We start from the raw sequence: 25,076 nt of genomic DNA, 5'->3' as shown, positions 1-25,076 counted from the left end.
TCAGATGGAAATCAGGTCACAGACGTACGACGAGGGCCCCGGCGGATCCTCCGCCGGGGCCCTCGCGAGAGCGGCTCAGGCCCGGGCGAGCGTGCCCAGGTAGAGCTGGATGACCTTCGGGTCGTTGATCAGATCGCTGCCGCTGGCCATGTAGGCGTTGCGGCCCTGGTCGAGCACGTAGCCCCGGTGGCAGATCTGCAGACAGCGGCGCGCGTTCTGCTCCACCATGATCACGGTCACGCCGGCCTTGTTGATCTGCTGGGCCTGGATGAAGACCAGGTCCTGCAGTTTGGGCGATAGGCCCGCGGACGGCTCGTCAAGGAGCAGGACCGACGGCTCGGTCATGAGCGCCCGGCCCATGGCGACCATCTGCCGCTCACCGCCCGACAGCGAGCCGGCGCGCTGCTTGCGGCGCTCCCGGAGGGCGGGGAAGATCTCGCAGACGAACTCGAACCGCTCCTTGAACTTGCCGGGCACCTGGAAGGCGCCCATCTCCAGGTTCTCCTCGATGGTGAGGCTGGGGAAGACGTTGTTCGTCTGCGGGACGTAGCCGACCCCGCGGGCCACCAGCGAGTGGGCCTTGAGGTTGGTGATGTCCTCGCCGTTCAGGGTGACCGAGCCGGTGCGCACCGGCACGAGCCCGAACAGGGTCTTCAGCAGGGTCGACTTGCCGGCGCCGTTCGGGCCGATGATGCCGATCAGCTCGCCCTTCTTCACGTACAGATCGGCGCCGTTGAGGATGTTGACGCCGGGGATGTAGCCGGCGTACAGCTCGTCGGCCCGCAGCAGCGCGTTCTCGGCTCCGGCGAGGTGGTCGGAGCGGTCGACGACGGCCGCCCGCGAGCCGGCCGTGGCGTCGTCCTCGTCGGCCGCCGCGTCCGGCTCGGCCACGCCGGCGCCGCCCGTCGCGGCGACGTCGTCCGGCGTGCCGGTGCGGCCCGGTTCGGCGGCCGCGTCCGGTGTGGAGGCGCGGTCCGGCTCTGCGTGGTCTTCCGGCGTGGGGGCGGTCATGCCTTCTCCTCGATCTCGGACTCCAGCTCGGCCTCGGCCTCCTGCAGCTGCTCCTCGAACTCCTCGGCGGACATGGGCGCGTCGTGGTGGGCGCCCAGGTAGGCGTCGATCACGCGCGGGTCCGACATGATGGTGTCCGGCGGCCCCTCCGCGATCACGTTGCCCTGGGCCATCACGATCACCCAGTCGCTGATGTCGCGGACCATGTCCATGTCGTGCTCCACGAAGAGCACGGTCATGCCCTCCTCGCGCAGGTCCTTCACATGACCGAGGAGCGACTGGGTCAGGGCCGGGTTCACGCCCGCCATGGGCTCGTCGAGCATGACCAGCTCGGGACCGACCATCAGGGCCCGCGCCATCTCCAGCAGCTTGCGCTGGCCGCCGGACAGCGAGCCGGCGAAGTCGTCGCGCTTGGCGTCGAGCTTGAAGCGCTCGAGGAGCTCCTCGGCGCGTTCGGTGATCTCGTCCTCCTGGCGGCGCCAGCTGCCGGGGATCAGCGCGCGGAAGAAGTTCTCGCCGCGCTGGTTCTGCGCGCCGAGCCGCATGTTCTCCATCACCGTGAGCTTCGACAGGGCCTTGGTGAGCTGGAACGTGCGGACCATGCCGGCGCGGGCCACCCGGTGGGCGGGCACGCCCTTGAGCTGCTTGCCGTTGAAGGCCCAGGACCCCTCGTCGGCGCTGTCGAAGCCGGTGAGCTGGTTGAAGAACGTGGTCTTGCCGGCGCCGTTCGGGCCGATGAGCGCGGTGATCGACCCGCGCTGGACCTCCACGTGATCGACGTCGACGGCGGTGAGGCCGCCGAACCGGCGTACGACCTTGTCGACGACGAGGATGGGGTCGGGCTTGGCCACGCCGGGCTCGCGGTCGAGGCCCGCGAAGGCGGCCAGTGCCGCCGCCTTCCTGGCCGGGGTGGTGTCAGCGTGCATCGAGCGCGATCTCCCTCTTGTCGCCGAAGATGCCCTGAGGCCGGAAGATGAGCAGGAGCATCAGGCCGAGGCCGACCAGCATGAAGCGGACCGCGCCGATGTTGTTCACGGTGAACAACGAGGGGAGCAGTCCGGCGCTCACGGCCTCGCTGAGCGTGTTCCCCACGAAGACCAGCAGCACCCAGAAGAGCGCGGCGCCGACGACGGGGCTGAAGACGCGGGCCGCGCCGCCGAGGATCACGATCGTGTACGCGTAGAAGGTGAACTCCGTGCTGAACAGGTCGGGCTGCACCGACGCCTGGCCGAGCGCGAACAGGAAGCCGCCGAGGCAGCCGACCACGCCGCCGAGCACGAGCGCCTGCATCTTGTAGGAGAAGACGTTCTTGCCGAGGCTGCGCACCGCGTCCTCGTCCTCGCGGATGGCCTTGAGCACGCGGCCCCACGGGCTCTTCATGAGCAGGTAGACCAGTCCGCAGGTGATCGCGATGAGCACCCAGCCGACGGTCAGCACCCACGTCACCCGCTCGTTGAAGCTGATCGGGCCGATGCCGTAGGTGCCGGGGGAGTAGGGGTTCATCGCGAAGAAGTCGCCGGAGAAGTTCTGCCGGCCGTCCGAGCCGCCGAAGACGCTGCTGAACTTGACCGATCTGAAGACGAGCCGGACGATCTCGGCCGCCGCGATGGTGACGATGGCGAGATAGTCGGCGCGCAGTCGCAGGGTGGGGATGCCGAGCAGGAAGGCCAGCACGATCGTGGCCGCCAGGCCGATCAGGATGCCGAGCCAGAACGGCAGGTGGAAGGTGGCCACGGTGACGGCCATGCCGTACGCGGCGACGCCGAGGAAGGCCGCCTGGCCGAAGTTGAGCAGCCCGGCGTAGCCGAACTGGATGTTGATGCCGATCGCGGCGAGCGCGTAGACGACGGTCTCCAGGCCGATCGAGGCCTTGACCGTGGTCACGAAAATGGTGTTCCAGTCCACGTGTGGTCTCCGATCAGCCGATGCGCTCGCGCCGGCCGAGAATGCCCTGCGGCCGGAAGAGCATGACGAGGATGAGCACCAGCAGCGCGCCGACCGTCTTCAGCTCGGTCGGCACCACGACGGTGGACAGCTGGATGAACAGGCCCACGACGATGGAGCCGACCAGGGCGCCGAACGCGGTGCCGAGGCCGCCGAGGGTGACGCCCGCGAAGACGAGCAGCAGGATCTGGAAGCCCATCTGGTAGCTGACGTTCTGCGACAGGCCGAGCATGACGCCCGCGAGCGACGCGACGGCGCCGCCGACGGTCCAGATGATCCGGATGACCCCGTCGACGTTGATGCCCGAGGAGGCGGCGAGGGCGGGGTTGTCGGCGACGGCCCTGGCCGCCTTGCCGACCCGGGTCTTGAGCAGTGCGAGCCCGACGACGATGAGCACGGCGAGCTCGATGCCCATCGCGATGAAGTTCTTCGGCGCGGCGGAGATCGGGCCGACCTGGATGCCGGGCTGGGCGTTGTAGTCCGCGAACGGGGCGCCCTCGCCGCCGAAGAAGAAGAGGAAGACGTAGCGCAGGAACAGGGCCAGACCGATCGAGATGATCATCATGGCGACCAGGCTGCTGCCTCGTCTGCGCAGCACGCCCCAGAAGAACCGGTCCTGGGTGTACCCGAAGGCCCCGCCGATCACGACCGAGATCACCGCGGCCCAGATGAGCGGGAGTCCTAGGACCACATTGAAGAAGTAGGCGCACATGGCGCCGAATGTGAGCAACTCGCCGTGGGCGAAGTTGGTGAGCCCGGTGGTGCCGAACACCAGCGACAGGCCCATGGCCGCGAGGGCGATGATGAGCCCGAGGTTGAAGCCCTCGAAGGTGAGCTGGGCGACGCGGTCCCAGAAGGAGGAGGAGTCCGACGTCTGCGCGGCGCCTTCGCCCTGCTTGCCGGCGGGCGCGAGAGCGAACAGGACGTTGCGTTCGCTGCCCTCGTAGACCTGCACGTCCAGGGTGGCCCGGTTCTGGAACTTCAGCCCGACGTCCTTGGGGAGCGTCGACTGGTCAAGCGTGACCTTGTACTTGCCCGCCTTGGGGACCGGCACCTCCCACTTGCCGTCCGCACCCGTGGTGGCGTCCCCGACGGGGTTGCCGTCTTCGCCTGCCACGCTGATCTTCACGCCGTTCACCGGCTGGCCTTGGTTTTGGAGTGTGCCCTTCAGCGCCTCCCCGTCCGCCCAGGCGGGGGAGGAGAGTAGAAAGACGAGTCCACCCAGGAAGGCCGTGAACGCGATCACGGCTCTGCGCAATGGTGCTCCCTCTGTATTCAGGTCATGGCGGGGTCGTGCCCCCCACTGCGGACGCGCAACATCGGCAGGTTGCTGCGATGTTGTGGCCGGAGCATAAGCCTGAGACGCCCGTTTCGGGGTCGTTCGTCACCAATTGGTGACCATGGTGTGTCACTGACGTGAGAAAGGGTTCGCAGGTCAGGACGTGTAAGGAGTCAACCGCGGGGTCGGTGCTGTGAAAGAGCATGAGCCCGTGGGAGGACCTTTGGGACCGTACACAGCTTCCCCGGCTCCGCACGTTGTCTACTCGGTCTCCCACGGGCTCTGGAGCCACAACGGTAGCGACCGGAGCGACTCCCGTGCAAAGAGAGTCGCAAGCCGGTCCGTTATCAGGCCCAATGCGTCATAAGAGGGTTTCGTGGTGCTTGCCCGGCCGGCTCGCCGGCGAGCGCGGCCCGCGAGCCGGGAGGCCTCAGCGAGCGTCCCTGAGCATGCAGGTCAGACGGGCCGTGCAGACCGCCCGGCCCTCGTCGTCGGTGATCTCGATGGCGTACGTCGCGAGCGTGCGCCCGCCGTGCACACGGGTGGCGACGGCGGTGACGTGCCCCGAGGTGGCCGAGCGATGGTGGGTGGCGCTGATCTCGATGCCGACGGCGATCCTGCCCGGGCCGGCGTGCAGGGCGGCGCCGGTCGAGCCGAGGGTCTCGGCCAGCACGCAGGACGCGCCGCCGTGCAGCAGGCCGTAGGGCTGGACGTTGCCCGCGACGGGCATGCGGCCGACCACCCGCTCGGCGCTCGCCTCAAGGATCTCGATGCCCATCCGCCGGTGCAGACGGTCCTCCCCGGACGCGTTCATCCACGCCGCCAACTCCTCGGGATCCGTCAAGGTCAAGGGGACGCCTCCTGTGGCAAGAGCACGGGTTTTCTGTCGTACAGGGAGACTAGGCTGCGGGTGTGCCGAAGAGTGAAGCGACCCCCACCCGTCCGTGTCTGCTGCTCCTGGACGGGCATTCTCTTGCTTATCGCGCGTTCTACGCGTTGAAGGACGCGAATCTCATGACCACCGACGGTCAGCACACCGAGGCGGTGTACGGCTTCACCTCGATGCTGGCCAACATCCTGCGCGACGAGCAGCCGAGCCACGTGGCGGTCTGCTTCGACCGGAGTGAGCCGACCTTCAGGCACGAGGCGTACGACGGTTACAAGGCCAACAGGGCGGAGACCCCCGAGGACTTCCGCGGCCAGGTGCAGCTCATCTTCGAGCTGCTCGACGCGTTGCGGATCCCCCGCATGTCCGTGGCCGGCTTCGAGGCGGACGACCTGATCGCGACGCTGGCGACGCAGGCGTCCGGCGAGGACATGAACGTGCTCATCGTGACCGGCGACCGCGACGCGCTCCAGCTCGTCAACGACAGGGTCACGGTGCTGATGACCAGGCGCGGCATCAGCGACATGACCCGCTTCACCCCCGAGGCCGTGGTGGAGAAGTACGGCCTCACCCCGGCGCAGTATCCGGACTTCGCGGCCCTGCGCGGCGACCCGAGTGACAACCTGCCGAGCATCCCGAGCGTGGGGGAGAAGACCGCCACCAAGTGGATCTCCGAGTACGGCTCGCTGGACGAGCTGGTCCGGCGGGCCGACGAGGTGAAGGGCAAGGTCGGCGACAAGCTCCGCGAGCACCTCGGCCAGGTGATCCACAACCGGATGCTCACCGAGCTGAAGCGCGACGCCCCGGTCGACGCCGAGGTGTCCGCGCTGACCATGGGCCTGTGGGACCGCGAGGAGGTCAACAAGCTCCTCGACGCGCTGCAGATCCGCGGGGAGTTGCGCGAGCGCCTGTTCAAGACCCTCGGCACCACGGAACCGGAGGCGGGCGAGGGCTTCGAGCTGGAAGTGACCGTGCTCGAGCCGGGCCAGGTGGCCGGCTGGCTGGCCGCCCTCCCCGAGGGCCGCGCCGGGCTGGCCTTCCAGGGCGCCTACGGCAGCGGCACCGGGCGGTTCGAGGGCCTCGCGATCGCCTCGCCGGGCGGCGCCGCCCACCTCGACCCCACGCGCCTCACCCAGGAGGACGAGGCGGCGCTGCACGCCTGGCTGGCCGACGAGAACCGGCCGAAGGCCGTGCACGACGCCAAGGGGCCGCTGCTCGCGCTGTGGGCGCACGGGCACGACCTGCGCGGCCTCACCTGCGACACGGCGCTCGCCGCGTATCTCGCGATGCCGGGGCAGCGGTCGTTCCCGCTCGACGACCTGGTCCTGCGCTACCTCCACCGCGAGCTGCGGGCGGAGTCCACGCCCGGCGGGCAGACCTCCCTGTTCGAGGACGCCGACGAGGGCGCGGCCCGGGACCTGGCCCTGCGGGCCCAGGCCGTGCGCGACCTTGCCGACGCGCTGGAAGAGCACCTGTCCAAGCGCGGCGGCACGCGGCTGGTGACCGACGTCGAGCTTCCGCTGGTGCGCGTGCTGGCCGAGATGGAGCGGGACGGCATCGCCGCCGACCGGCAGTACCTGGCGGCGCTGGAGGCCGAGTTCGGCGCGGCCGTCAAGCAGGCGGTCGAGGCCGCCCACCAGGCGGTGGGGGAGCAGTTCAACCTCGGCTCGCCCAAGCAGTTGCAGGAGATCCTGTTCGGCAAGCTCGGCCTGCCCAAGACCAAGAAGATCAAGACGGGCTACACGACCGACGCCGACGCGCTCGCCTGGCTGGCCCAGCAGACCGACAACGAGCTGCCGGTGATCCTGCTGCGGCACCGCGACCAGACCAAGCTGCGCACCACGGTCGAGGGCCTGATCAAGGAGATCGCCGACGACGGGCGGATCCACACCACGTTCAACCAAATCGTGGCGGCCACCGGGCGGCTGTCGAGCGAGAAGCCCAACCTGCAGAACATCCCGATCCGCACGGTCGAGGGCCGGCGCATCCGCAAGGGCTTCGTGGTGGGGGAGGGCTACGACACGCTGCTGACGGCCGACTACAGCCAGATCGAGCTGCGGATCATGGCCCATCTGTCCCGGGACGAGTCGCTGATCGCGGCCTTCGAGTCGGGGCACGACTTCCACCAGGCCACCGCGTCCCGTGTCTTCGACCTGCCTGCCGAGCAGGTGGACGCCGACCTGCGCGCCCGCATCAAGGCCATGAACTACGGCCTCGCCTACGGCCTGTCCGACTTCGGCCTGTCGGGGCAGCTCAACATCCCCGTCGCGGAGGCCAGGGCCCTCAAGGAGGAGTACTTCGAGGAGTTCGGCGGCGTCCGCGACTACCTGGAGTCGATCGTCGCCCTGGCCCGCAAGGACGGCTACACCGAGACCATCCTCGGCCGCCGCCGCTACCTGCCCGACCTGACCAGCGACAACCGGCAGCGCCGGGAGATGGCCGAGCGGATGGCGCTCAACGCGCCCATCCAGGGCTCGGCCGCCGACATCATCAAGGTCGCCATGCTGAACGTGCAGAAGGCGATCGAGGGCATGCGCTCCCGCATGCTGCTCCAGGTCCACGACGAGCTGGTGTTCGAGGTCGCGCCGGGCGAGCTGGAGGAGCTGACCGACGTCGTGCGCACCCAGATGTGCCGGGCCTACGACCTGAGCGTGCCGCTGGAGGTCAGCGTGGGCGTGGGGACCAACTGGGAGGACGCCGGCCACTGACCACGGCCCGTTCCGGGATCCACCGGGCACCACACCGGGCTCATCAGATCGGGCACCCCACCGGGCTCGTCGCACCGGGCTCACTACACCGTGCCGGGCGGCGGGTCAGGGGTGGCCGGTCGGGCGGGTGGGCCCGTGGTCCCGTCTGGCCATGGTCAGGCCCGCCTGCTCGACCTCCAGCAGGCTCGCCTCGTGCCGCTCCGACTCGTACGCCGCCCGGCCGCCGCGAAGTCCGAACAGGCGCTTGCTGAGCGCGATGTACAGCACGGCCGCGATGTTGATCACAAGGATCACGATCCGGAACGGGCTCACCTTCTCGGCGATCTCGTAGATCTCCACCGGGATGAACACCGAGGTGACGATCACCGAGAAGTACTCGCCCCATCGCCTCAGCAGCCACAGGCCGATCCCCTCGGTCAGCAGCAGCGCCGCGAGGGCGAGCAGGGCGAGGAAGATCCAGGTGAGGGTCGTCGTCCGCGCGGTCAGCGCGGTCCGCAGCGTGTGCACCGCACCCGACTGGTCGAGGTGCCACCCGAGCTTGTGGGCCAGCGGCTGGACCAGCGGGAGGTCTTGGTCGAACGCCCGCCGTACGGCGTCGTGGTGGGCCCGGAACCGCCACACGCCGTACGCTCCGGCGATCAGGAGCACGACCTTGGCCCAGCGGAAGACGGCGATCAGCCGTAGTACGGCGGCGTCCCGCAGCGCCCGGCCCCGCAGCACGACGGGCGCGGCGCCGGCCGGTCCGGCCCCGCGCGGCGGGCCCACGGTGAAGTCGCCGCAGCGCAGGCAGCGCCATGCCTCGCCCAGCGCGGTCTCGGCGCGCAGGCGGCTCCGCAGCGCCTCCTCGTCCGGGGCGTATGTGACGTGCCCGTGCCGTCCGCAGGCACGCAGGCTCGAGTCCACAGGAAAATTGCAACACATATGAATACGGGACACGTCGGGCAGTAAGGTCAAATAACTGTGCGCAACCTTGCCCGAATGACCGCAGTCGCCAACGTCGTCGTTGTCGTGATCGGTCTGGTCGCGCTCGTGCTGCTGCCCCGGTCCACGGGCGAGGAACGGTCACCGGTGCGGGCGCAGCCGCGCTCGCCGTCGCCCACGCGCAGCGCGGCCCCGCCGAAGGCGACCGCCGCGTCGGCCAGGAAGGTCAAGGCGAACGAGGCCGGCCTGGTGCCCGTGATCATGTATCACCGCATCCTGCCCAAGCGGCTGGCGTCGATCGACCGGACCCCCGCCCAGCTGCGCAAGGAACTGGAGCGCCTGGCCAAGGACGGCTACGTGCCGATCACCGCGGCCGAACTGGTCGCCGGGAAGATCGACATCCCGCCGGGGGCGCATCCGGTCGTCCTGACCTTCGACGATGGTCATCCCGGCCACTTCGCGATGGACCAGAGCGGCAGGCCGAAGAACGACACGGCCGTCGGCATCATCTACGAGGTCGCGGCGAAATACCCGAGCTTCCGGCCCACCGCCACCTTCTGGGTCAGCCGGGCCCCCTTCGGCCTGCGCGACCGGGAGCGGCAGAAGCAGGCGGTGAAGTGGCTGGTCGACCACGGCTTCGAGGTGGCCAACCACACCTACTCCCATCCCGATCTCCGCCGGCTCTCCGACAAGCGGGTCAGCGAGCAGATCGTCCGGCAGGAGCGGCTTCTGAAGAAGGCCGGCGCGCCGCCCTCGACGACCTTCGCGCTGCCGTACGGGTCGCAGCCGAGGAAGCTGAGCAGGGCGCACGACGGCACGTGGGACGGCACCCGCTACCACTTCGACGCCGTCTTCCTGGCCGGGGCGCAGCCCACGGTTTCGCCCTACGCGAAAAGTTTCCCGCGTTACGCGATCCCGAGGATCCAGTCCAACGGAAAATCCGGCGAATGCCGGCGCTGGTGTACGACCTACTGGCTCGACTGGCTCGACAAACATCCACGAGAGCGCTATACGTCGGATGGGGATCCGGCCCGGGTGTCGGTGCCACGCAAACTCCGGGCAACGCTCTCACCCGCCCGCGCGAAGTCGGTGATCGCGTACTAGGGGTTCGTCTGGTTGCCTCGGATTGACCCAGCTCGCTCCGTCTCATATGCTGATCGCTGCGCTGTGGGCTCGCGCGCGTCACGGACGGAGCGGGCTCGCGCTCGGTCATCTGGTGGCTACCAGGAAGCAGCATCATCCAGTGAACGAAAACGGCCCGCCGCGCTCCTGTCACAACGACATCTGTCCGGTTCGGAGCAATTCCACACATGACGAGCAGCACTGAGGCCACCTCGAGCACCCCGCAGGTAGCGGTCAACGACATCGGTTCCGAGGAGGCCTTCCTCGCCGCGATCGACGAGACCATCAAGTACTTCAACGACGGAGACATCGTTGAAGGCACCGTCGTCAAGGTCGATCGAGACGAGGTCTTGCTCGACATTGGCTACAAGACCGAGGGCGTTATCCCGTCGCGCGAGCTCTCGATCAAGCACGATGTCGACCCGGCCGAAGTCGTCGAGGTCGGCGAGCACGTCGAGGCCCTGGTTCTCCAGAAGGAGGACAAGGAAGGCCGCCTCATCCTGTCCAAGAAGCGCGCCCAGTACGAGCGCGCCTGGGGCACGATCGAGAAGATCAAGGACGAGGACGGCATCGTCACCGGCACGGTCATCGAGGTCGTCAAGGGCGGCCTGATCCTCGACATCGGGCTGCGCGGCTTCCTTCCCGCCTCCCTGGTCGAGATGCGCCGCGTCCGCGACCTGCAGCCGTACGTCGGGCGCGAGCTCGAGGCCAAGATCATCGAGCTGGACAAGAACCGCAACAACGTGGTCCTGTCCCGCCGTGCCTGGCTGGAGCAGACGCAGTCCGAGGTTCGCCAGACGTTCCTCAACACCCTTCAGAAGGGTCAGGTCCGCAAGGGCGTCGTGTCCTCGATCGTCAACTTCGGTGCGTTCGTGGACCTCGGCGGCGTCGACGGCCTGGTGCACGTGTCCGAGCTGTCCTGGAAGCACATCGACCACCCGTCTGAGGTCGTCGAGGTGGGCCAGGAGGTCACGGTCGAGGTTCTCGACGTCGACATGGAGCGCGAGCGGGTCTCGCTGTCGCTCAAGGCGACGCAGGAGGACCCGTGGCAGCAGTTCGCCCGGACCCACCAGATCGGCCAGGTCGTGCCCGGCCGCGTCACCAAGCTGGTGCCGTTCGGTGCGTTCGTCCGGGTCGAGGAGGGCATCGAGGGTCTGGTCCACATCTCCGAGCTGGCCGAGCGCCACGTGGAGATCCCGGAGCAGGTCGTGCAGGTCGGCGACGAGATCTTCGTGAAGATCATCGACATCGACCTGGACCGCCGCCGCATCTCGCTGTCCCTCAAGCAGGCCAACGAGGGCGCCGGCGCCGAGGTCGAGTTCGACCCCACGCTGTACGGCATGGCGGCGACCTACGACGACCAGGGCAACTACATCTACCCCGAGGGCTTCGACGCCGAGACCGGCGAGTGGCTCGAGGGCTTCGACAAGCAGCGTGAGGAGTGGGAGCGGCAGTACGCCGAGGCGCAGGCCCGCTTCGACGCGCACCGCTCGCAGATCGAGAAGGCTCGTCAGGAGGAGGCGGCGGCCAGCGAGGCCGCTCCGTCGACCTACAGCGGCGAGACCAGCACCTCGCAGTCCAGCAGCAGCAGCGGTGGCGGCGGCGGTGGCGCTCTCGCCTCCGACGAGGCCCTCGCCGCCCTGCGCGAGAAGCTGGCGGGCGGCCAGAGCTGACACCCGGTCTCCGGACCGGAGGTTCAGCCGAGCCCTCCACAGCACCACGAAAGGCCCCGCTCCGGCGGGGCCTTTCCCTTTTCCGCGGTCCCTCGTGTCCCTGTCGCGGTTCCTCGCGCTCGGGGGCCTTCGCGGGCGAGCGCCTTTCTCCGGTGAGTGTGGTCGAGGGCGCGGGCCGCCCGCGATCGCCGTTCTCCGTCGGCGGTGCCGATAGGCTGGCCCCGTGGTGGAGATCACGAGGGCCCTGCCCGCGGAAGCGGGAGAGATCCTCACCCTGCAGCGGGCCGCGTACGTGACCGAGGCGCAGCTCTACGGCGACCCGTTCATCGCGCCGCTCGTCGAGTCGCTCGACCAGGTGCGTACGGTGATCGAGACAGCGGTCGTGCTGAAGGCGACGGACGGCGGTCGGCTGGTCGGCGCGGTCCGCGGCCAGATGTCCGGCTCGACCTGCCTGGTGGGCCGTCTCGTGGTCGCGCCCGATCGGCAGGGGCGGGGGATCGGCAGCGCGCTGCTGGCCGCGATACACGAGGCCGTGCCCGAGGCGGCGGCGTTCGACCTGTTCACGGGGCACCTGTCGGAGGGGAACCTGCGGCTCTACCGCCGCCTCGGCTACCGGGAGACCCAGCGGGAAAGGGTGCAGGACCATCTGATGCTGGTCCACCTGCGCCGCGAGCCCGAGGCGAGCACGTCCTGAGTGGTTCAGGCGAGCTGGCACCCCGTGCTGGGTGTCGTCATGTGGACCGATGGTTCCGCCGCGCTCGCGGCGCGGCCGGCTGATCGGCGCCGCCGGCCGGGCGCGGTGAACCGCCCGGTAGGCTGCGGGACGTGCTGAAGGTTGGGCTCACGGGCGGAATAGGTTCGGGCAAGAGCGAGGTGTCGCGCCGGCTCGCGGCCCGCGGCGCCGTCGTCGTCGACGCGGACAAGATCGCCAGAGAGGTCGTGGAGCCGGGCACCCCCGGGCTCGCGGAGATCGTCGAGGCGTTCGGAGAGGGCGTGCTCCGCCCCGACGGCACGCTCGACCGGGAACGGCTCGGCGCGATCGTGTTCGCAGACGCCGAGAAGCTGAAGGTCCTCAACGGGATCGTCCACCCGAAGGTGGGCGAGCGCAGCGAGCAACTCCAGCGTGAGGCCCCGGACGACGCGGTCGTCGTCTACGACGTGCCGCTGCTGGCCGAGAACAACCTGGCCGCCCGGTATGACGTGGTCATCGTCGTGGACACGCCGGACGAGGTGCGGCTGGAGCGTCTGCTGCGGCTTCGCGGCATGCGGGAGGCGGACGCCCGCGCCCGGATCGCCGCCCAGGCCTCCCGCGAGGAGCGGTTGAGGATCGCCGACATCGTGATCGGCAACGAGGGTTCCCTGGGCGACCTGGACGCCGAGGTCGACAAGGTCTGGCAGGACCTCAACGCCCGGGTCCTCCCGAGGGGCTGAACGAGCTGTCCATGTGCGGAGGTGGCGGGGACGCCCGGCGCCCTTGCGAATCTACAGCGTAAAGCCGTCGGCGGCGCCTTCCACCCATGACCGGTAGGCGTCGAGGACGAGGCCGTGGAAGTGGTGCACACCGTGCTCGGACAGGCCCGAGCCGGCCGGGTCGTAGACGATGCGGCCCTGGTCGAAGGCCGGAGTGTTCATGCCCCGCTGGACGCTCTCCACGATGGAGATGTCCTGCTGCTGCAGCACCTCGTCGATGTATCGCACCGCCTCCACCTCGGCGTCCATGAGCTCGGCCGTCTCGAAGTAGAAGTCCCACGTCTCCAGGGTCCGGCCGGGACCGGCCGGAATCGCTTGCAGGACCATGAAGTTGCCGCGGCCGGGGTAGCGCAGCAGACAGGTGTTGGGCCACAGCCACCACACCGCGTGCTGTGTGACCGACGCGCCCGCGACGTCGTACGCGGCGTTCTCCTGCTTGCCGGCCTCGGCGAAGTGGCTCGACCAGATGCCGTGGGTCTTCACCTCGTAGGTGTCCATGTCGACGAGGTCGACGAACTCCTTGTGCGCGACGTGACAGTGGTAGCACTCCAGGAAGTTGTCGATGACGTTCTTCCAGTTGGACGCGATGTCGTAGGTCAACCGCTTGGCATGGGTCAGGCCGGCCACGTCGGGGGCCCATCTGGCGATGTCGGCCGCCAGGTCCGCGGCCTGCTCGGCCAGGGGAGCGGCGGACGGATCCAGGTTCACGTAGACGAAGCCGCCGAACTCCTCCACCGGCACCTGGTCGAGACAGATCTCGTTCTTGTCGAAGGTCGCCATCCTGTCGGCGCGACGGGCCGCCTTGAGCCGCCCGTCCAGGCCGTAGGTCCAGGCGTGGTAGGGGCAGACGATGGCGCGCGTGGTGCCGGAGCCCGTGAGCAGCTCGTGGGCGCGGTGCTTGCAGACGTTGTAGAACGCGCGCAGCGCTCCGTCGCGATCGCGCACGATCGCGATCGGCATGCCGGCCACGGTGGCCGACACGTAGCTGCCGGGCGACGAGAGCCGCTCCACGTGGCAGACCCACTGCCAGGTGCGGGCGAAGACCGCCTGGACGTCGACGTCGAGCCACCTCGGGTCGGTGTACGCCTCCGCCCGCAGTGACATCGATCGTCCTGGGTCCTTGTGGTATCCGGTGCCGACACGGCGTACATCGGCGGTCGTTACTGATGCCATGGGGGGAGCATACGAGGGCCTGAACGATCGTTCAATATTTCCTGGACGTTCGTTCAGGGCCGCCGGTCACCCGGCGAGTGCGATCTGCTCGCAGCGAGCGACGCTCCTTCTGATGGAGGCGCGGTCGAGCCCCAGCAGGGCCGTGAGCCACAGGCCGTTCTGGATGACGTCGATGTCGGCGGCCCGCTCACCGCACTCGTCGGGTGACAGCTCGGGGCGGGCGGCGCCGATGAGGGCGGCAAGCCCGGCGCGGTAGCGTTTCTGGGCCTCCGTGTTGATGCGCTCGAAGTCCTCGTGGGCCTGGGCGAGCGCCCAGAGCTGAAGTCGCAGGGACAGATACTCCGTCGTCAGGAACTCCGGGTCGGCCACGCGCGTCAGCGCGGCACGCAGCCGCTCCTCCGGTCCAAGGGCGGGGTCCGGTTCGACCAGTGAGACGTCCTGCTCCTCGATGCGGTGCAGGGCGGCGCGGATCAGGCTTGTCTTGTCTTCGTAGTGGTAGTTCACCAGGCCCAGCGAGACCCCGGCCTCACGCGCGACGGCGCGCATGCTGACTCCGGATATGCCCTGTAGGGACAGGAGCCGGAGTGCCGCATCGAGAATCCGCGCCTGCCGGTCGACTTTCTCGTCGGCGTCCATCGCGCGCACGGGCCTCGGACTCACGTCCACAACCTTAACGGCGAGGGGAGGCGCGTCCAGCTCCGCTTCAGGGACCGCTGCGATCTCCGGCTCGGCTCGGTCCGGCTCGCGGTGCGGCGTGCGGCGGCTGTCAACGGTGTCACCGGTCGGCCGCCGCAGGCATTCGCAGGCCGGCGGGGTCCATGTTGACGCGCACCGGCTAATGGTATTAGCCTGTTAGCTATGAACGTAAGCCTGAAGGATGGCGTGACCGAGTTCCTGAAGATCGGCGAAGGCGAGATCGCGTACGACGTGGCGGGGAAGGGCCCGCTGGTCGTGATGGTGCCCGGCATGGGCGACAGCCGGCGCGCCTACCGCTTCCTCGCACCGGCGCTGGCCGAGGCCGGGTATCGCGTGGCGACCATGGACCTGCGCGGGCACGGCGAGTCGAGCCTCGGCTGGGACTCCTACACCCGCACCGACACCGCGGGCGACATCGTCGCCCTGATCGAGCACCTGGGCGGGCCCGCCGTCGTCGTGGGTCACTCGTTCGCCGGGGGAGCGGCCACCATCGCCGCGGCGCGGCGGCCCGAGCTGGTCACCGCCCTGGTGGAGATCGGCCCTTTCACCCGGAAGCAGCAGCCCGACCTGGGCGCGCTGCTGAGCAACGGCCGCTACCGCAGGGGCATGACGCGGCTCATGGGCGTGGCGCTCCTGCGCAGCACCGGGCTGTGGAAGAGCTACCTCGATCACGCCTATCCCGGGGTCAAGCCCGCCGACTGGACCGACTACCTGGACGCCCTGGGAAGCGACCTGCGCAGGCCGGGCCGGATGGCCGTGGTGAGCGCGATGGGCCTGTCCGCGCCCACGGACGCCGGCGCCCATCTCGGCGGCATCGGCTGCCCCGCCCTGGTCGTCATGGGCACCCGGGACCCCGACTGGGCCGACCCCCGGGCCGAGGCGGACGGCATCGTCGCCGAGATGCCGCCGGGGCTCGGCGAGGCGGTGATGATCGACGGCGCCGGCCACTACCCGCACGCGCAGCACCCCGGCGAGGTCGCCGCCGCGACGCTCGCGTTCCTCAAGGAGCGGGTCCGTGGCTAGGGCGGCTCTGTCCCCGGACGCCGTCGTCGACCTGGCGCTGCGCATCGTGAACGAGGAAGGCCCCGACGCGCTCACCCTGTCCGCGGTCGCCGCGCGGGCGGGCGTCGCCACGCCCTCCCTCTACAAGCACGTACGCAACCTCGCCGAGCTGCGCGCCCTGGTCTCCGTACGGGTGATGGGCGAGCTGACGGAGATCGCGAGCGAGGCGGCGCTCGGCCGGTCGGGCGACGAGGCGCTGCGCGCCCTGATGGACGGCTGGCGCTCCTACGCCGCCCGGAATCCGCACCGCTACTCGGCGATGATCCAGGCGCCGCGCCCCGAGACGGCCGACGTGGGCGACCGGCTGGTCGGCATCATGCTCGCCGCGCTGCGGGCGTACGGGCTGGAGGGCTCGGCCGCGATCCACGCGGTCCGCTGTCTGCGCGCCGCGATGCACGGCTTCGCCGTCCTGGAGGCGGCCGGCGCGTTCCGGCTCGCCGAGGATCTCGACGAGAGCCACGCCCTGCTGGCGCGCATGGTCATCGCCGGGCTGCGCACCGCCCGCGAGCACTGAACCCTCGCCGTCAGAACGGTTCGTCGCCGCCGGCGTGGGCCAGATCATTCAGCCGCGGGGCGCCCCCGCCTCGTCGTAGTGCCGCCGTGCCCGTTCGACGTGATCGAGGTTGGCGGCGGCCCACTCGGCGATCTGGGCGAAGAGGGGGGAGAGGGTGCGGCCGAGCTCGCTGATCTCGTATTCGACGCGCGGCGGCACCTCGGGATGGTAGGTGCGGACGACCAGGCCGTCGCGCTCCAGTTGGCGCAGACGCTGAGTGAGCACCTTGGGGGTGATCTTCTCGATGCGCCGCTCCAGCTCGACGAACCGCTGGCGGCCGAAGGCGTGGAGCGACCAGAGGATGGGCGAGGTCCACCGGCTGAACACGATGTCGACGACCGGGGAGATCGGGCAGGCCAGCTCGGGGTCGGTCGTGGCATCGGCCGCCGGTCTGCTCGTCTCGCCCGCCATGGTCACACCCCTGTGAGGTAGTCACTTTCCTCTAGGTACCTACTATACGGAGGGTGTTAGCGTCGCCGTCATCGCGAGAGGCCAGAGGGAAGACGCTGGAGTTGATCATGATTGTGGTGACGGGTGCGACCGGAAACGTCGGTCGGTGGCTGGTGCGGGCCCTGGCGGAGGCCGGCGAGCGGGTGACGGCGGTGTCGCGGGGGACAGCCCCGGTGAGCCTGCCGAGTGCGACCGGACACGTGCGGGCCGACCTGGCCGCGCCGGAGACCCTGCGGCCCGCCCTCGACGGTGCCGAGGCTCTGTTCCTGCACGACGGCGGCACGGGCGGCGTCGGGCTCGACCCGAGAGCCATCCTGGACGTGGCCGAGGCCGCCGGGGTCCGGCGGGTGGTGCTGCTCTCCTCGCAAGGCGTGGTGACCAGGCCTGAGTCGGTGTCGCACGGAGGTGTCATGCGGGCGGTCGAGGAGGCGGTGCGCGAGTCGGGCCTGGGCTGGACGATCCTGCGGCCCGGCGTCTTCGCGTCCAACGCCTACGCCTGGGCGGAGTCGGTGCGCGCCGAGCGGACGGTCGCCGCGCCGTTCGGCGACGTCGGGATCCCGGTGATCGATCCTGCGGACATCGCGGAGGTCGCGGCCGTGGCCCTGCGCAAGGACGAGCACGCGGGCCGTGCCTACGTGTTGAACGGGCCGGCGGCCGTCACGCCCCGGCAGCAGGCCGAGGCGATCGGGGCGGCCCTCGGTGAGCCGGTGCGGTTCGTGGAGCTGACCCGGGCCGAGGCGCGGGCGCGGATGGCGCCGTTCATGCCGGAGGCGTCGGTGGAGACCTCGCTGGCCGTCCTCGGCGAGCCCAACGCCGCCGAACTGAAGCTCAGCCCGGACGTCGAGCACGTGCTGGGCCGCGCGCCCCGCCCCTTCGCCGAGTGGGCCCGCCGCAACGCCGAAGCCTTCCGGTAGACGGCAGACGGCGACACCGTCGCCTCCGGCGTCCCGGTCGCGGAGCGGCCTACCGCTATGGGCACCGGTGAGAACGACACGGCGGAATGTTGTGGGAATCCTCATTCGCCGTACGGAGGGTCTTGGTATGGGATCGATCCGTGACAGATGAACAGAGTCCGCCTCGGCGGCGCTTCCCCGCGGCGGACATCGCCAGGGTCAGCGTTTTCGCCGCGCTGATCGCCGTGCTCGGCATGCCGGGTGCGCTGAACATCTTCGGCGACGCGGTGCCGATCACGTTGCAGACGCTCGGCGTCATGCTCGCCGGGGCGATCCTCGGCACGTGGCGGTCCGCCCTCGCCGTCGTGGTCCTGATCGTGCTGGTCGCCGCCGGGCTGCCCCTGCTGGCCGGCGGGCGCGGCGGGCTCGGCGTCTTCACCGGCCCCTCGGCCGGCTTCCTGATCGGCTGGCTCCCCGGCGCGGCCCTCACCGGGTGGATCGTCGAACGCGGCGGGCGCACGCCGTCCACGGTGCGGTTGGTGACCGCCTGCCTCGCCGGCGGCGTCGGCGTGGTCTACCTGTGCGGCATCCCCGTGCAGGCCCTGGTCACCGGGTTGACCCTGGGCAAGACCGCGGTGCTCAGCGCCGCCTTCCTGCCCGGCGACCTGGCCAAGGCGGTGCTCGCGTCGATCGTGGCGCGGGGCACCCAGCGGGCCTACCCGGACGCGATCCCCGCGGTGCACCGCGAGCGGCTGCGGGCGGGAGGACGGTGATGCGCCCGTGCCGGTAGCCGCGCAGGTCATGCGGCACGCCTCCGCCCGTCCCGGGCGGATCGCGGTGTCCGGTCCCGGAGGCGACCTCAGCTACGCCGAACTCGCGGCCAGGGTCGCCCGAGCCGCCCGCGGTCTGGCCGGCGAGGGCGTCGGCCCCGGCGCGCTCGTCGCGGTCGCCCAGGCCGACCCGGTGGCCCTGCTCGTCGCCGTGCTCGCCGCCGACCTGGCGGGGGTCACGCCGCTGCTGTGCGACCACGCCTGGAGCGAGGAGCGGCGGGCGCAGGTCATGGCCGCGGTGCCGGTCGCCGCCCGCTTCGACGTCCCGCTCCCCGAGGCGGACGGCCCGCCCGTACGGCACCGCCCCGCGCCGCACGACCTCACCTGGGCCTGCTTCAGCTCCGGCAGCACCGGCCGGCCCCGCGCCGTGGTGCGCACCCGAGACTCCTGGACCGGCTCGTTCGGCCACCTCGACGAGATGACCGGGATCGGCCCTGAAGACGTCGTGCTGATCCCCGGCCCGCTGGTCTCCTCCCTGTACGGCTTCGCCGCCGTGCACGCGCTGGCGGCGGGCGCGACGGCCGTCGTCCCGGGCCGGTGGTCCCCGGGCGGGCTGGCGCAGCAGTTGCGGCGGGCCACCGTCGTCCACGTGGTGCCCCACCGCCTGCCGGCCGTGCTGGACGCCCTCGAAGCCGCGCACGACGCGGCCGGGGGCCCGCTGCGCACCGCCGTGGTCGGCGGGGCCGCCCTGGACGCCGCCGCCAGGACCCGGGCGGTGGCGGCCGGAGTGCGTGTGCTGTCCTATTACGGCGCCACCGAGCTGTCGTTCGTCGCCGCGGACGCCGACGGCGCCGGGCTACGGCCCTTCCCCGGCGTCGAGATCGACGTCAGGGTGCCCCCCGGGCAGGTCCTGGGCGAGGTGTGGGTGCGCTCCCCGTGGCTCTGTGAGGGTTACCTGGCCGGTGCGACCGGCCCCCTGCGGCAGGATGACGGGGGCTGGATGACAGTCGGCGACCTGGCGGAGCCGCACCGGCCCGGTGAGGTCCTGCGGCTGCGCGGCCGGGGCGACGGCGCGATCCAGACCGGCGGCGCGACGGTGGTGCCCGAGGACGTCGAGGAGGTGCTGAGGAAGGTGCCGGGAGTGGACGACGTGGTCGTGGTCGGCACACCGCACCCCTACCTGGGCGCCGTGGTCACCGCGGTCGTCGAGGGGGCCGTCGAGGGGGCCGTCGAGGGCGAGGGCCTGGTGAGGGCCGGGCTGGAGGCGGCGGCGCGCGCCGAACTCGACCCGGCCCAGCGCCCCCGGCGCTGGTACGCCGCCTCGTCCCTGCCCCGGACCCCCACAGGCAAGCCGGCCCGCGGCCTCATCGCCGCCCGTCTCGCCGCAGGCGACGACTCCGGTCTGCGGCGGCTGGCCTGACATGGACGAGCACGCCGTCGTCGTGGCGGCCCGCCGCACCCCCATCGGCACCGCCGGCCACGCGTTCCGGAGCCTGACGGCCGACCGGCTCGCCGCGCCCGTCATCGAGGCGGTCGCCCGCGACGTGGCGCCTCTCGGCGTTCCGGTGGACGACGTGGTGCTGGGCAACTGCACGGGACCCGGGGGCAACCTCGCCCGGGTCTGCGCGCTGGCCGCCGGGATGGGGCACGAGGTGCCCGGCGTCACCGTCGACCGGCAGTGCGGCAGCGGGCTCGCCGCGATCCTGCTGGCCGCCCAGGCGGTCCGCTGCGGCGAGGCGGACCTCGTCGTCGCCGGGGGTGTCGAGAGCGCGTCCACCGCGCCGCTGCGGGCGCACCGCCGGCGCGAGGGCGAGCCGGCCGTGCCGTACGAGCGGGCGCCGTTCGCCCCGGAGGGGCACCCCGACCCGGACATGGGCCCGGCCGCCGAGGCGCTCGCCGCCGCGCGCGGCGTGACCAGGGAGCGCCAGGACGCGTACGCCTGCCGGAGCCACGCGCGGGCGCTGGCCGCCCGGGAGGCCGGCCGGTTCGCGCGCGAGATCGTCCCGATCGGCGGACGCGTGGACGACCAGCGCCCGCGCGTGCTGCGGCCGGCTTCGCTGGCCCGGCTGCCCGCCGCGTTCGTGCCGGGGGGTACGGTGACGGCCGGCAACTCCTCCCCGGTGAGCGACGGGGCCGCGGCCGTCGCGATCGTGCCCGAGCGGCTGCGCGCGGCGACCGGCCTGCCCGGCCTGCGCCTGCTGGCGGGCGCCGTCGCCGGCTGTGACCCCGCGCTGCCCGGGTGGGGACCGGTGCCCGCCGTACGGCGCGTGCTGCGGCGGGCCGGAGCGGACCTGGAGAGGGTGGCGGCGGTGGAGATCGTGGAGGCGTTCGCGGCGCAGGTGCTCGCGGTCACCGACGCGCTCGGCCTCGATCCGCTCGGCGCGGACTCCGAGCGCGTGTGCGCCGACGGCGGCGCGCTCGCCCTCGGCCACCCCTGGGGCGCGAGCGGAGCGGTGGTGGTGACCCGGCTGTTCAGCCGGCTCGCCGGGGCGCCGGCGGGGACTCTGGGTTTGGCGGCGGTCGCGGTTGGCGGCGGTCTCGGCATCGCCGCCCTGTTCGAGGTGGTGTGAGTGATCCGGCTGGACGACGTTCATGTGCGGCTCGGGCAGCGCGAGGTGCTGCGCGGTGTCACGGCCTCGCTGACCGAGCGCCGCGTGGGCGTGGTGGGGGCCAACGGCTCGGGCAAGAGCACGCTCGCCCGCCTGATCAACGGGCTGGTCCTGCCGTCCTCGGGCACCGTGACGGTGTCCGGGCTCGACACCCGCCGCCACGCGGCCCGCATCAGGCGCGGCGTGGGGTTCCTGTTCACCGACCCGGACGCGCAGATCGTGATGCCCACGGTGGCCGAGGACGTGGCATTCTCGCTGCGCCGCAAGGGGCTGGCGCGCGACGAGGTCGAGCGCCGCGTGCGGGAGGTCCTGGAGAGGTACGGCCTGGCGGAGCACGCCGACCACCCCGCGCACCACCTGTCCGGCGGGCAGAAGCAGTTGCTCGCCCTCTGCTCGGTCCTGGTGCTCGAACCGGAGATCCTGATCATGGACGAGCCGACCACGCTGCTCGATCTGCGCCACTCCCGGCAGGTCGCCGCGCTGCTGCCGACTCTTTCGCAGCAGGTGGTCGTGGTGACCCACGACCTCCCGCTGCTGGAGGACTTCGACCGCGTGCTCGTGGTCGACGAGGGGCGGATCGTCGCCGACGCCGAGCCCGCCGCCGCGATCGGCCACTACAGGAAGATGATGGCGTGAGCGGGCTCACCGGCGCCTTCGTGCCCGGCGGCTCGCTCCTGCACCGGCTGCCCGCCGGGGCCAAGCTCGCCGGGCTCGCCGTGTCCTGCACGGTGCTTCTGCTGCTGCGCTCGCCCGCGGCGCTGGCGGGCGCCGCGGCCGCCGTCATCCTGCTGTACGCCGTCTCCGGGGTCGGGCTCACCGCGGCCTGGGCGCAGGTGCGGCCCGTCCGCTGGTTCGCCGTGGCGCTGTTCGGCGTGCAACTGGTGTTCGCGGACCTGCCCACGGCGGTGTCCTCGACGCTCCGGGTGGTGCTCGCCGTCGCCCTGGCCGGGCTGGTCACCCTCACAACGCGCACCGGCGCCCTCATGGCCTGCCTGGAGCGCTGCCTCGCGCCCGTCAGGTTCGCCGGCCTCGATCCGTTCCGCCTGTCGCTGCTGCTGTCCCTCACGCTGCGCAGCGTCCCGGTGATCGCGGATCTGGTCACCCGGGTGCGGGAGGCCCAGCGCGCCAGAGGGGTCGAGCGGAGCCCGCGCGCCTTCGCCGTGCCGCTGGTGGTGGGCGCCTTGCGGCACGCCGACGCGCTGGGCGAGGCGCTCGCCGCGCGCGGCCTCGACGACTGAACGGGCCTCGGCGACCGGCCGGGGGCGGTAGCGGCTCCGGGCGGTAGCGGCTCTGGGCGGCAGGGACTCCGGGCGGTAGCGGCTCGGAGCGGCGGCGATCGGCGGTCTGGAGGCGAGCGTTGTCCGGAAGCGAAGGGCGGTCCGGCATCGGGACCGGAAATGTCGGTGGCCGCGCATAGGTTATGCATGTGAACCGGAACGGGCGCGTGTCTCTGTGAGCCCGCCCGCGCCGGTGGACGGGGCAAGTGAGGAGCTGAACGGCCGATGACATCCATGATGGACCTGAAGCGGAAGGTCGCGCCCTTCCAGGTCGTCACCGACATGACGCCGTCCGGCGACCAGCCCACGGCGATCACGGAGCTGGAGCGCCGGGTCAGGGCCGGGGAGAAGGACTCCGTCCTGCTCGGCGCGACCGGCACGGGCAAGACCGCGACGGTGGCGTGGCTCATCGAGCGGGTGCAACGCCCGACGCTGGTCATGCAGCCGAACAAGACGCTCGCCGCCCAGTTCGCCAACGAGCTGCGCGAGATGCTGCCCAACAACGCGGTCGAGTATTTCGTGTCCTACTACGACTACTACCAGCCCGAGGCGTACGTCCCGCAGAGCGACACCTACATCGAGAAGGACTCCTCGATCAACGAGGAGGTCGAGCGGCTGCGCCACTCGGCGACCTGGTCGCTGGTGTCGCGCCGTGATGTGGTGGTCGTCGCCTCCGTCTCCTGCATCTACGGCCTGGGCACGCCGCAGGAGTACGTCGACCGGATGGTCGGGCTCAAGGTCGGCCAGCAGATCGAGCGCGACCAGTTGCTGCGGCGGCTGGTCGACATGCAGTACACCCGCAACGACCTGGCCTTCACCCGGGGCACTTTCCGGGTGCGCGGCGACACGGTCGAGGTCATCCCGGTCTACCAGGAGCTGGCCGTCCGCATCGAGATGTTCGGCGACGAGATCGAGAAGCTGGCCACGCTGCACCCGCTGACCGGCGAGGTCATCGCCGAGGACGACGAGCTGCACATCTTCCCCGCCTCCCACTACGTGGCCGGTCCCGAGCGGATGGAGCGGGCGATCGCCGGCATCGAGGCGGAGCTCGCGGAGCGGCTCGCCGACCTGGAGCGGCAGGGCAAGCTGCTCGAGGCCCAGCGGCTGCGCATGCGCACCACCTACGACATCGAGATGATGCGCCAGGTCGGCACCTGCGCCGGGATCGAGAACTACTCGCGGCACATCGACGGCCGCGAGGCGGGCACCGCGCCGCACACGCTGCTCGACTTCTTCCCCGACGACTTCCTGCTCGTGCTGGACGAGTCGCACCAGACCGTCCCCCAGATCGGCGCGATGTACGAGGGTGACGCCTCGCGCAAGCGGACGCTGGTCGACCACGGGTTCCGCCTGCCGTCGGCGATGGACAACCGCCCGCTCAAGTGGGAGGAGTTCCTGGGGCGCATCGGCCAGACCGTCTACCTGTCCGCCACGCCGGGTCCGTACGAGCTGGGCCGCAGCAAGGGCGAGGTGGTGGAGCAGGTCATCCGCCCCACCGGCCTGGTGGACCCCGAGGTGATCATCAAGCCCACCAAGGGCCAGATCGACGACCTCATGGAGGAGATCCGGGCCCGGGCCGAGCGGGACGAGCGGGTCCTGGTCACCACGCTGACCAAGAAGATGTCCGAGGACCTCACCGACTACCTGCTCGACAACGGCATCCGGGTCCGCTACCTGCACAGCGAGGTCGACACCCTGCGCCGCATCGAGCTGCTGCGCGAGCTGCGCATGGGCGAGTTCGACGTGCTGGTCGGCATCAACCTGCTGCGTGAGGGCCTCGACCTGCCCGAGGTGTCGCTGGTGTCGATCCTCGACGCCGACAAGGAGGGCTTCCTGCGTTCGGAGACCTCGCTCATCCAGACGATCGGCCGCGCGGCCCGCAACGTGTCCGGTCAGGTCCACATGTACGCCGACAAGATCACGCCGAGCATGGAGCGGGCGATCGAGGAGACCAACCGGCGCCGGGCCAAGCAGATCGCCTACAACGAGGCGCGCGGCATCGACCCGCAGCCGCTGCGCAAGAAGATCGCCGACATCCTGGACAGCCTGGTTCGTGAGGACGCCGACACCGCGCAGCTTCTCGGCGGCGCCGGGCGCCAGCAGTCTCGCGGCAAGGCGCCGGTGCCGGGCCTCGCGTCCCGCGGGGCGGGCCAGCACGCGAAGGCGATCGCGGGGGAGATGCCACGGGCCCAGTTGGAGTCGCTGATCGAGTCGCTGACCGAGCAGATGCACACCGCCGCCGCCGACCTGCAGTTCGAGGTGGCGGCCCGGCTGCGTGACGAGATCAAGGAGCTCAAGCGGGAGGTGCGCGACATGCGCGAGGCCGGCGTGAAGTGACGGCGGCACCCGTGTCGCGCAATTTCGGCGAATTCCGGTGAATTGTGCGCTGGAACTGCCGGTGAGTGACATGTGTATACCGGTTGGAGTAATGACGTACTCATCCCGCTGAGAATCCCGCCGACTGCGGGGAAATGAGCGGCGGCGCGGCTCCGGGCGCGGTTGACCTGGTCTTTCGTGGGGAAGGCATTCGTCGGCGCGTGGATTCACGTCCACGTGTCATGGGGCGGTGTATTCGAGCG

Annotated in this window: 23 protein-coding genes; 14 read left to right on the top strand and 9 right to left on the bottom strand. The window is 70.9% G+C overall.

Annotated elements, in window-relative coordinates; translation table 11 throughout:
- Nucleotides 1–75 precede the first annotated feature (75 nt).
- The 5 genes from ACGFIB_RS01115 to ACGFIB_RS01095 form a co-directional block, all read right to left on the bottom strand.
- A complete protein-coding gene (locus ACGFIB_RS01115) occupies nt 76–1,011 on the bottom strand; it encodes an ABC transporter ATP-binding protein (protein ID WP_393367688.1) in 936 nt (311 codons plus the stop codon).
- Entirely contained in the window at nt 1,008–1,937 is a 930-nt protein-coding gene (locus ACGFIB_RS01110) for an ABC transporter ATP-binding protein (RefSeq protein WP_142568748.1), read from the bottom strand. Before ACGFIB_RS01110 ends, ACGFIB_RS01115 begins: the two co-directional genes overlap by 4 nt.
- The gene (locus ACGFIB_RS01105; protein WP_142568751.1) at nt 1,927–2,916 is read right to left on the bottom strand and encodes a branched-chain amino acid ABC transporter permease; all 990 of its coding nucleotides are present in this window, start codon (nt 2,914–2,916) and stop codon (nt 1,927–1,929) included. The genes ACGFIB_RS01110 and ACGFIB_RS01105 overlap by 11 nt, the downstream gene beginning before the upstream one ends.
- Before the next feature lie 13 nt (nt 2,917–2,929).
- Entirely contained in the window at nt 2,930–4,213 is a 1,284-nt protein-coding gene (locus ACGFIB_RS01100) for a branched-chain amino acid ABC transporter permease (RefSeq protein ID WP_357240308.1), read from the bottom strand.
- Between the two features lie 451 nt (nt 4,214–4,664).
- On the bottom strand, nt 4,665–5,084 hold the full coding sequence (locus ACGFIB_RS01095) for a PaaI family thioesterase (RefSeq protein WP_357258060.1): 420 nt from the start codon (nt 5,082–5,084) through the stop codon (nt 4,665–4,667).
- A 62-nt stretch (nt 5,085–5,146) separates the two neighbouring features.
- Here ACGFIB_RS01095 and polA point away from each other — a divergent pair, with 62 nt between their 5' ends.
- Nucleotides 5,147–7,828, top strand: coding sequence for a DNA polymerase I (gene polA, locus ACGFIB_RS01090; protein ID WP_142568755.1), 2,682 nt, complete (start codon nt 5,147–5,149; stop codon nt 7,826–7,828).
- A gap of 105 nt (nt 7,829–7,933) precedes the next feature.
- On the opposite strand, the gene ACGFIB_RS01085 is transcribed toward polA, so the two are convergent.
- On the bottom strand, nt 7,934–8,731 hold the full coding sequence (locus ACGFIB_RS01085; RefSeq protein WP_393367684.1) for a DUF2127 domain-containing protein: 798 nt from the start codon (nt 8,729–8,731) through the stop codon (nt 7,934–7,936).
- Between the two features lie 75 nt (nt 8,732–8,806).
- Between ACGFIB_RS01085 and ACGFIB_RS01080 the strand changes: the two genes are divergently transcribed.
- The 4 genes from ACGFIB_RS01080 to coaE all read left to right on the top strand — a co-directional run bounded on the left by ACGFIB_RS01080 (nt 8,807) and on the right by coaE (nt 12,975).
- Nucleotides 8,807–9,853: a polysaccharide deacetylase family protein gene (locus ACGFIB_RS01080; RefSeq protein ID WP_393367682.1), complete on the top strand. Its 1,047-nt coding sequence runs from the start codon at nt 8,807–8,809 to the stop codon at nt 9,851–9,853.
- Between the two features lie 206 nt (nt 9,854–10,059).
- Nucleotides 10,060–11,544, top strand: coding sequence for a 30S ribosomal protein S1 (rpsA, locus tag ACGFIB_RS01075; protein ID WP_142568761.1), 1,485 nt, complete (start codon nt 10,060–10,062; stop codon nt 11,542–11,544).
- 223 nt (nt 11,545–11,767) lie between these two features.
- A complete protein-coding gene (locus ACGFIB_RS01070; protein ID WP_357285308.1) occupies nt 11,768–12,238 on the top strand; it encodes a GNAT family N-acetyltransferase in 471 nt (156 codons plus the stop codon).
- Between the two features lie 131 nt (nt 12,239–12,369).
- On the top strand, nt 12,370–12,975 hold the full coding sequence (gene coaE / locus ACGFIB_RS01065; protein WP_142568765.1) for a dephospho-CoA kinase: 606 nt from the start codon (nt 12,370–12,372) through the stop codon (nt 12,973–12,975).
- Nucleotides 12,976–13,026: 51 nt separating this feature from the next.
- Here the strand turns inward: coaE and ACGFIB_RS01060 are convergent, their stop codons facing one another.
- The gene (locus ACGFIB_RS01060) at nt 13,027–14,118 is read right to left on the bottom strand and encodes an aromatic ring-hydroxylating oxygenase subunit alpha (protein ID WP_393367679.1); all 1,092 of its coding nucleotides are present in this window, start codon (nt 14,116–14,118) and stop codon (nt 13,027–13,029) included.
- Nucleotides 14,119–14,253: 135 nt separating this feature from the next.
- Nucleotides 14,254–14,847 (bottom strand): TetR/AcrR family transcriptional regulator, encoded by a 594-nt coding sequence (locus ACGFIB_RS01055; protein ID WP_393367677.1) that lies wholly within the window; start codon nt 14,845–14,847, stop codon nt 14,254–14,256.
- Nucleotides 14,848–15,045: 198 nt separating this feature from the next.
- Between ACGFIB_RS01055 and ACGFIB_RS01050 the strand changes: the two genes are divergently transcribed.
- On the top strand, nt 15,046–15,906 hold the full coding sequence (locus ACGFIB_RS01050) for an alpha/beta fold hydrolase (protein WP_393367675.1): 861 nt from the start codon (nt 15,046–15,048) through the stop codon (nt 15,904–15,906).
- Entirely contained in the window at nt 15,899–16,459 is a 561-nt protein-coding gene (locus tag ACGFIB_RS01045; RefSeq protein WP_393367673.1) for a TetR/AcrR family transcriptional regulator, read from the top strand. The genes ACGFIB_RS01050 and ACGFIB_RS01045 overlap by 8 nt, the downstream gene beginning before the upstream one ends.
- Nucleotides 16,460–16,507: 48 nt before the next feature.
- Here the strand turns inward: ACGFIB_RS01045 and ACGFIB_RS01040 are convergent, their stop codons facing one another.
- A complete protein-coding gene (locus ACGFIB_RS01040) occupies nt 16,508–16,909 on the bottom strand; it encodes a winged helix-turn-helix transcriptional regulator (protein ID WP_142568770.1) in 402 nt (133 codons plus the stop codon).
- 107 nt (nt 16,910–17,016) lie between these two features.
- Here ACGFIB_RS01040 and ACGFIB_RS01035 point away from each other — a divergent pair, with 107 nt between their 5' ends.
- The 7 genes from ACGFIB_RS01035 to uvrB all read left to right on the top strand — a co-directional run bounded on the left by ACGFIB_RS01035 (nt 17,017) and on the right by uvrB (nt 24,834).
- Nucleotides 17,017–17,862, top strand: a complete 846-nt coding sequence (locus ACGFIB_RS01035) for an NAD(P)H-binding protein (protein WP_393367670.1) — start codon at nt 17,017–17,019, stop codon at nt 17,860–17,862.
- Nucleotides 17,863–18,002: 140 nt separating this feature from the next.
- Nucleotides 18,003–18,614 (top strand): biotin transporter BioY, encoded by a 612-nt coding sequence (locus tag ACGFIB_RS01030; RefSeq protein ID WP_393367668.1) that lies wholly within the window; start codon nt 18,003–18,005, stop codon nt 18,612–18,614.
- A 7-nt stretch (nt 18,615–18,621) separates the two neighbouring features.
- On the top strand, nt 18,622–20,031 hold the full coding sequence (locus ACGFIB_RS01025; RefSeq protein WP_393367666.1) for an AMP-binding protein: 1,410 nt from the start codon (nt 18,622–18,624) through the stop codon (nt 20,029–20,031).
- A 1-nt stretch (nt 20,032) separates the two neighbouring features.
- The gene (locus ACGFIB_RS01020) at nt 20,033–21,181 is read left to right on the top strand and encodes a thiolase family protein (RefSeq protein WP_393367664.1); all 1,149 of its coding nucleotides are present in this window, start codon (nt 20,033–20,035) and stop codon (nt 21,179–21,181) included.
- On the top strand, nt 21,182–21,856 hold the full coding sequence (locus ACGFIB_RS01015; RefSeq protein WP_142568780.1) for an energy-coupling factor ABC transporter ATP-binding protein: 675 nt from the start codon (nt 21,182–21,184) through the stop codon (nt 21,854–21,856).
- Nucleotides 21,853–22,458: an energy-coupling factor transporter transmembrane component T family protein gene (locus ACGFIB_RS01010; RefSeq protein WP_393367662.1), complete on the top strand. Its 606-nt coding sequence runs from the start codon at nt 21,853–21,855 to the stop codon at nt 22,456–22,458. Before ACGFIB_RS01015 ends, ACGFIB_RS01010 begins: the two co-directional genes overlap by 4 nt.
- Nucleotides 22,459–22,722: 264 nt before the next feature.
- On the top strand, nt 22,723–24,834 hold the full coding sequence (gene uvrB / locus ACGFIB_RS01005; protein WP_142568784.1) for an excinuclease ABC subunit UvrB: 2,112 nt from the start codon (nt 22,723–22,725) through the stop codon (nt 24,832–24,834).
- Nucleotides 24,835–25,076 lie beyond the last annotated feature (242 nt).

It is taken from the genome of Microbispora bryophytorum (assembly GCF_043197435.1).
Taxonomy (GTDB): Bacteria; Actinomycetota; Actinomycetes; order Streptosporangiales; family Streptosporangiaceae; genus Microbispora; species Microbispora bryophytorum.
The sequence above is the reverse complement of the archived record's forward strand: the minus strand, read 5'-3'. Positions and strand labels throughout refer to the sequence as shown.

Excerpts from the sequence above, each read along its gene's own strand:
- ACGFIB_RS01110 (WP_142568748.1), bottom strand. The coding sequence starts at position 1,937 with ATGCACGCTGACACCACCCCGGCCAGGAAGGCGGCGGCACTGGCCGCC.
- ACGFIB_RS01115 (WP_393367688.1), bottom strand. The coding sequence starts at position 1,011 with ATGACCGCCCCCACGCCGGAAGACCACGCAGAGCCGGACCGCGCCTCC.
- rpsA (WP_142568761.1), top strand. The coding sequence starts at position 10,060 with ATGACGAGCAGCACTGAGGCCACCTCGAGCACCCCGCAGGTAGCGGTC.
- ACGFIB_RS01060 (WP_393367679.1), bottom strand. The coding sequence starts at position 14,118 with ATGTCACTGCGGGCGGAGGCGTACACCGACCCGAGGTGGCTCGACGTC.
- ACGFIB_RS01080 (WP_393367682.1), top strand. The coding sequence starts at position 8,807 with ATGACCGCAGTCGCCAACGTCGTCGTTGTCGTGATCGGTCTGGTCGCG.
- ACGFIB_RS01035 (WP_393367670.1), top strand. The coding sequence starts at position 17,017 with ATGATTGTGGTGACGGGTGCGACCGGAAACGTCGGTCGGTGGCTGGTG.
- uvrB (WP_142568784.1), top strand. The coding sequence starts at position 22,723 with ATGACATCCATGATGGACCTGAAGCGGAAGGTCGCGCCCTTCCAGGTC.
- ACGFIB_RS01020 (WP_393367664.1), top strand. The coding sequence starts at position 20,033 with ATGGACGAGCACGCCGTCGTCGTGGCGGCCCGCCGCACCCCCATCGGC.
- ACGFIB_RS01040 (WP_142568770.1), bottom strand. The coding sequence starts at position 16,909 with ATGGCGGGCGAGACGAGCAGACCGGCGGCCGATGCCACGACCGACCCC.
- ACGFIB_RS01050 (WP_393367675.1), top strand. The coding sequence starts at position 15,046 with ATGAACGTAAGCCTGAAGGATGGCGTGACCGAGTTCCTGAAGATCGGC.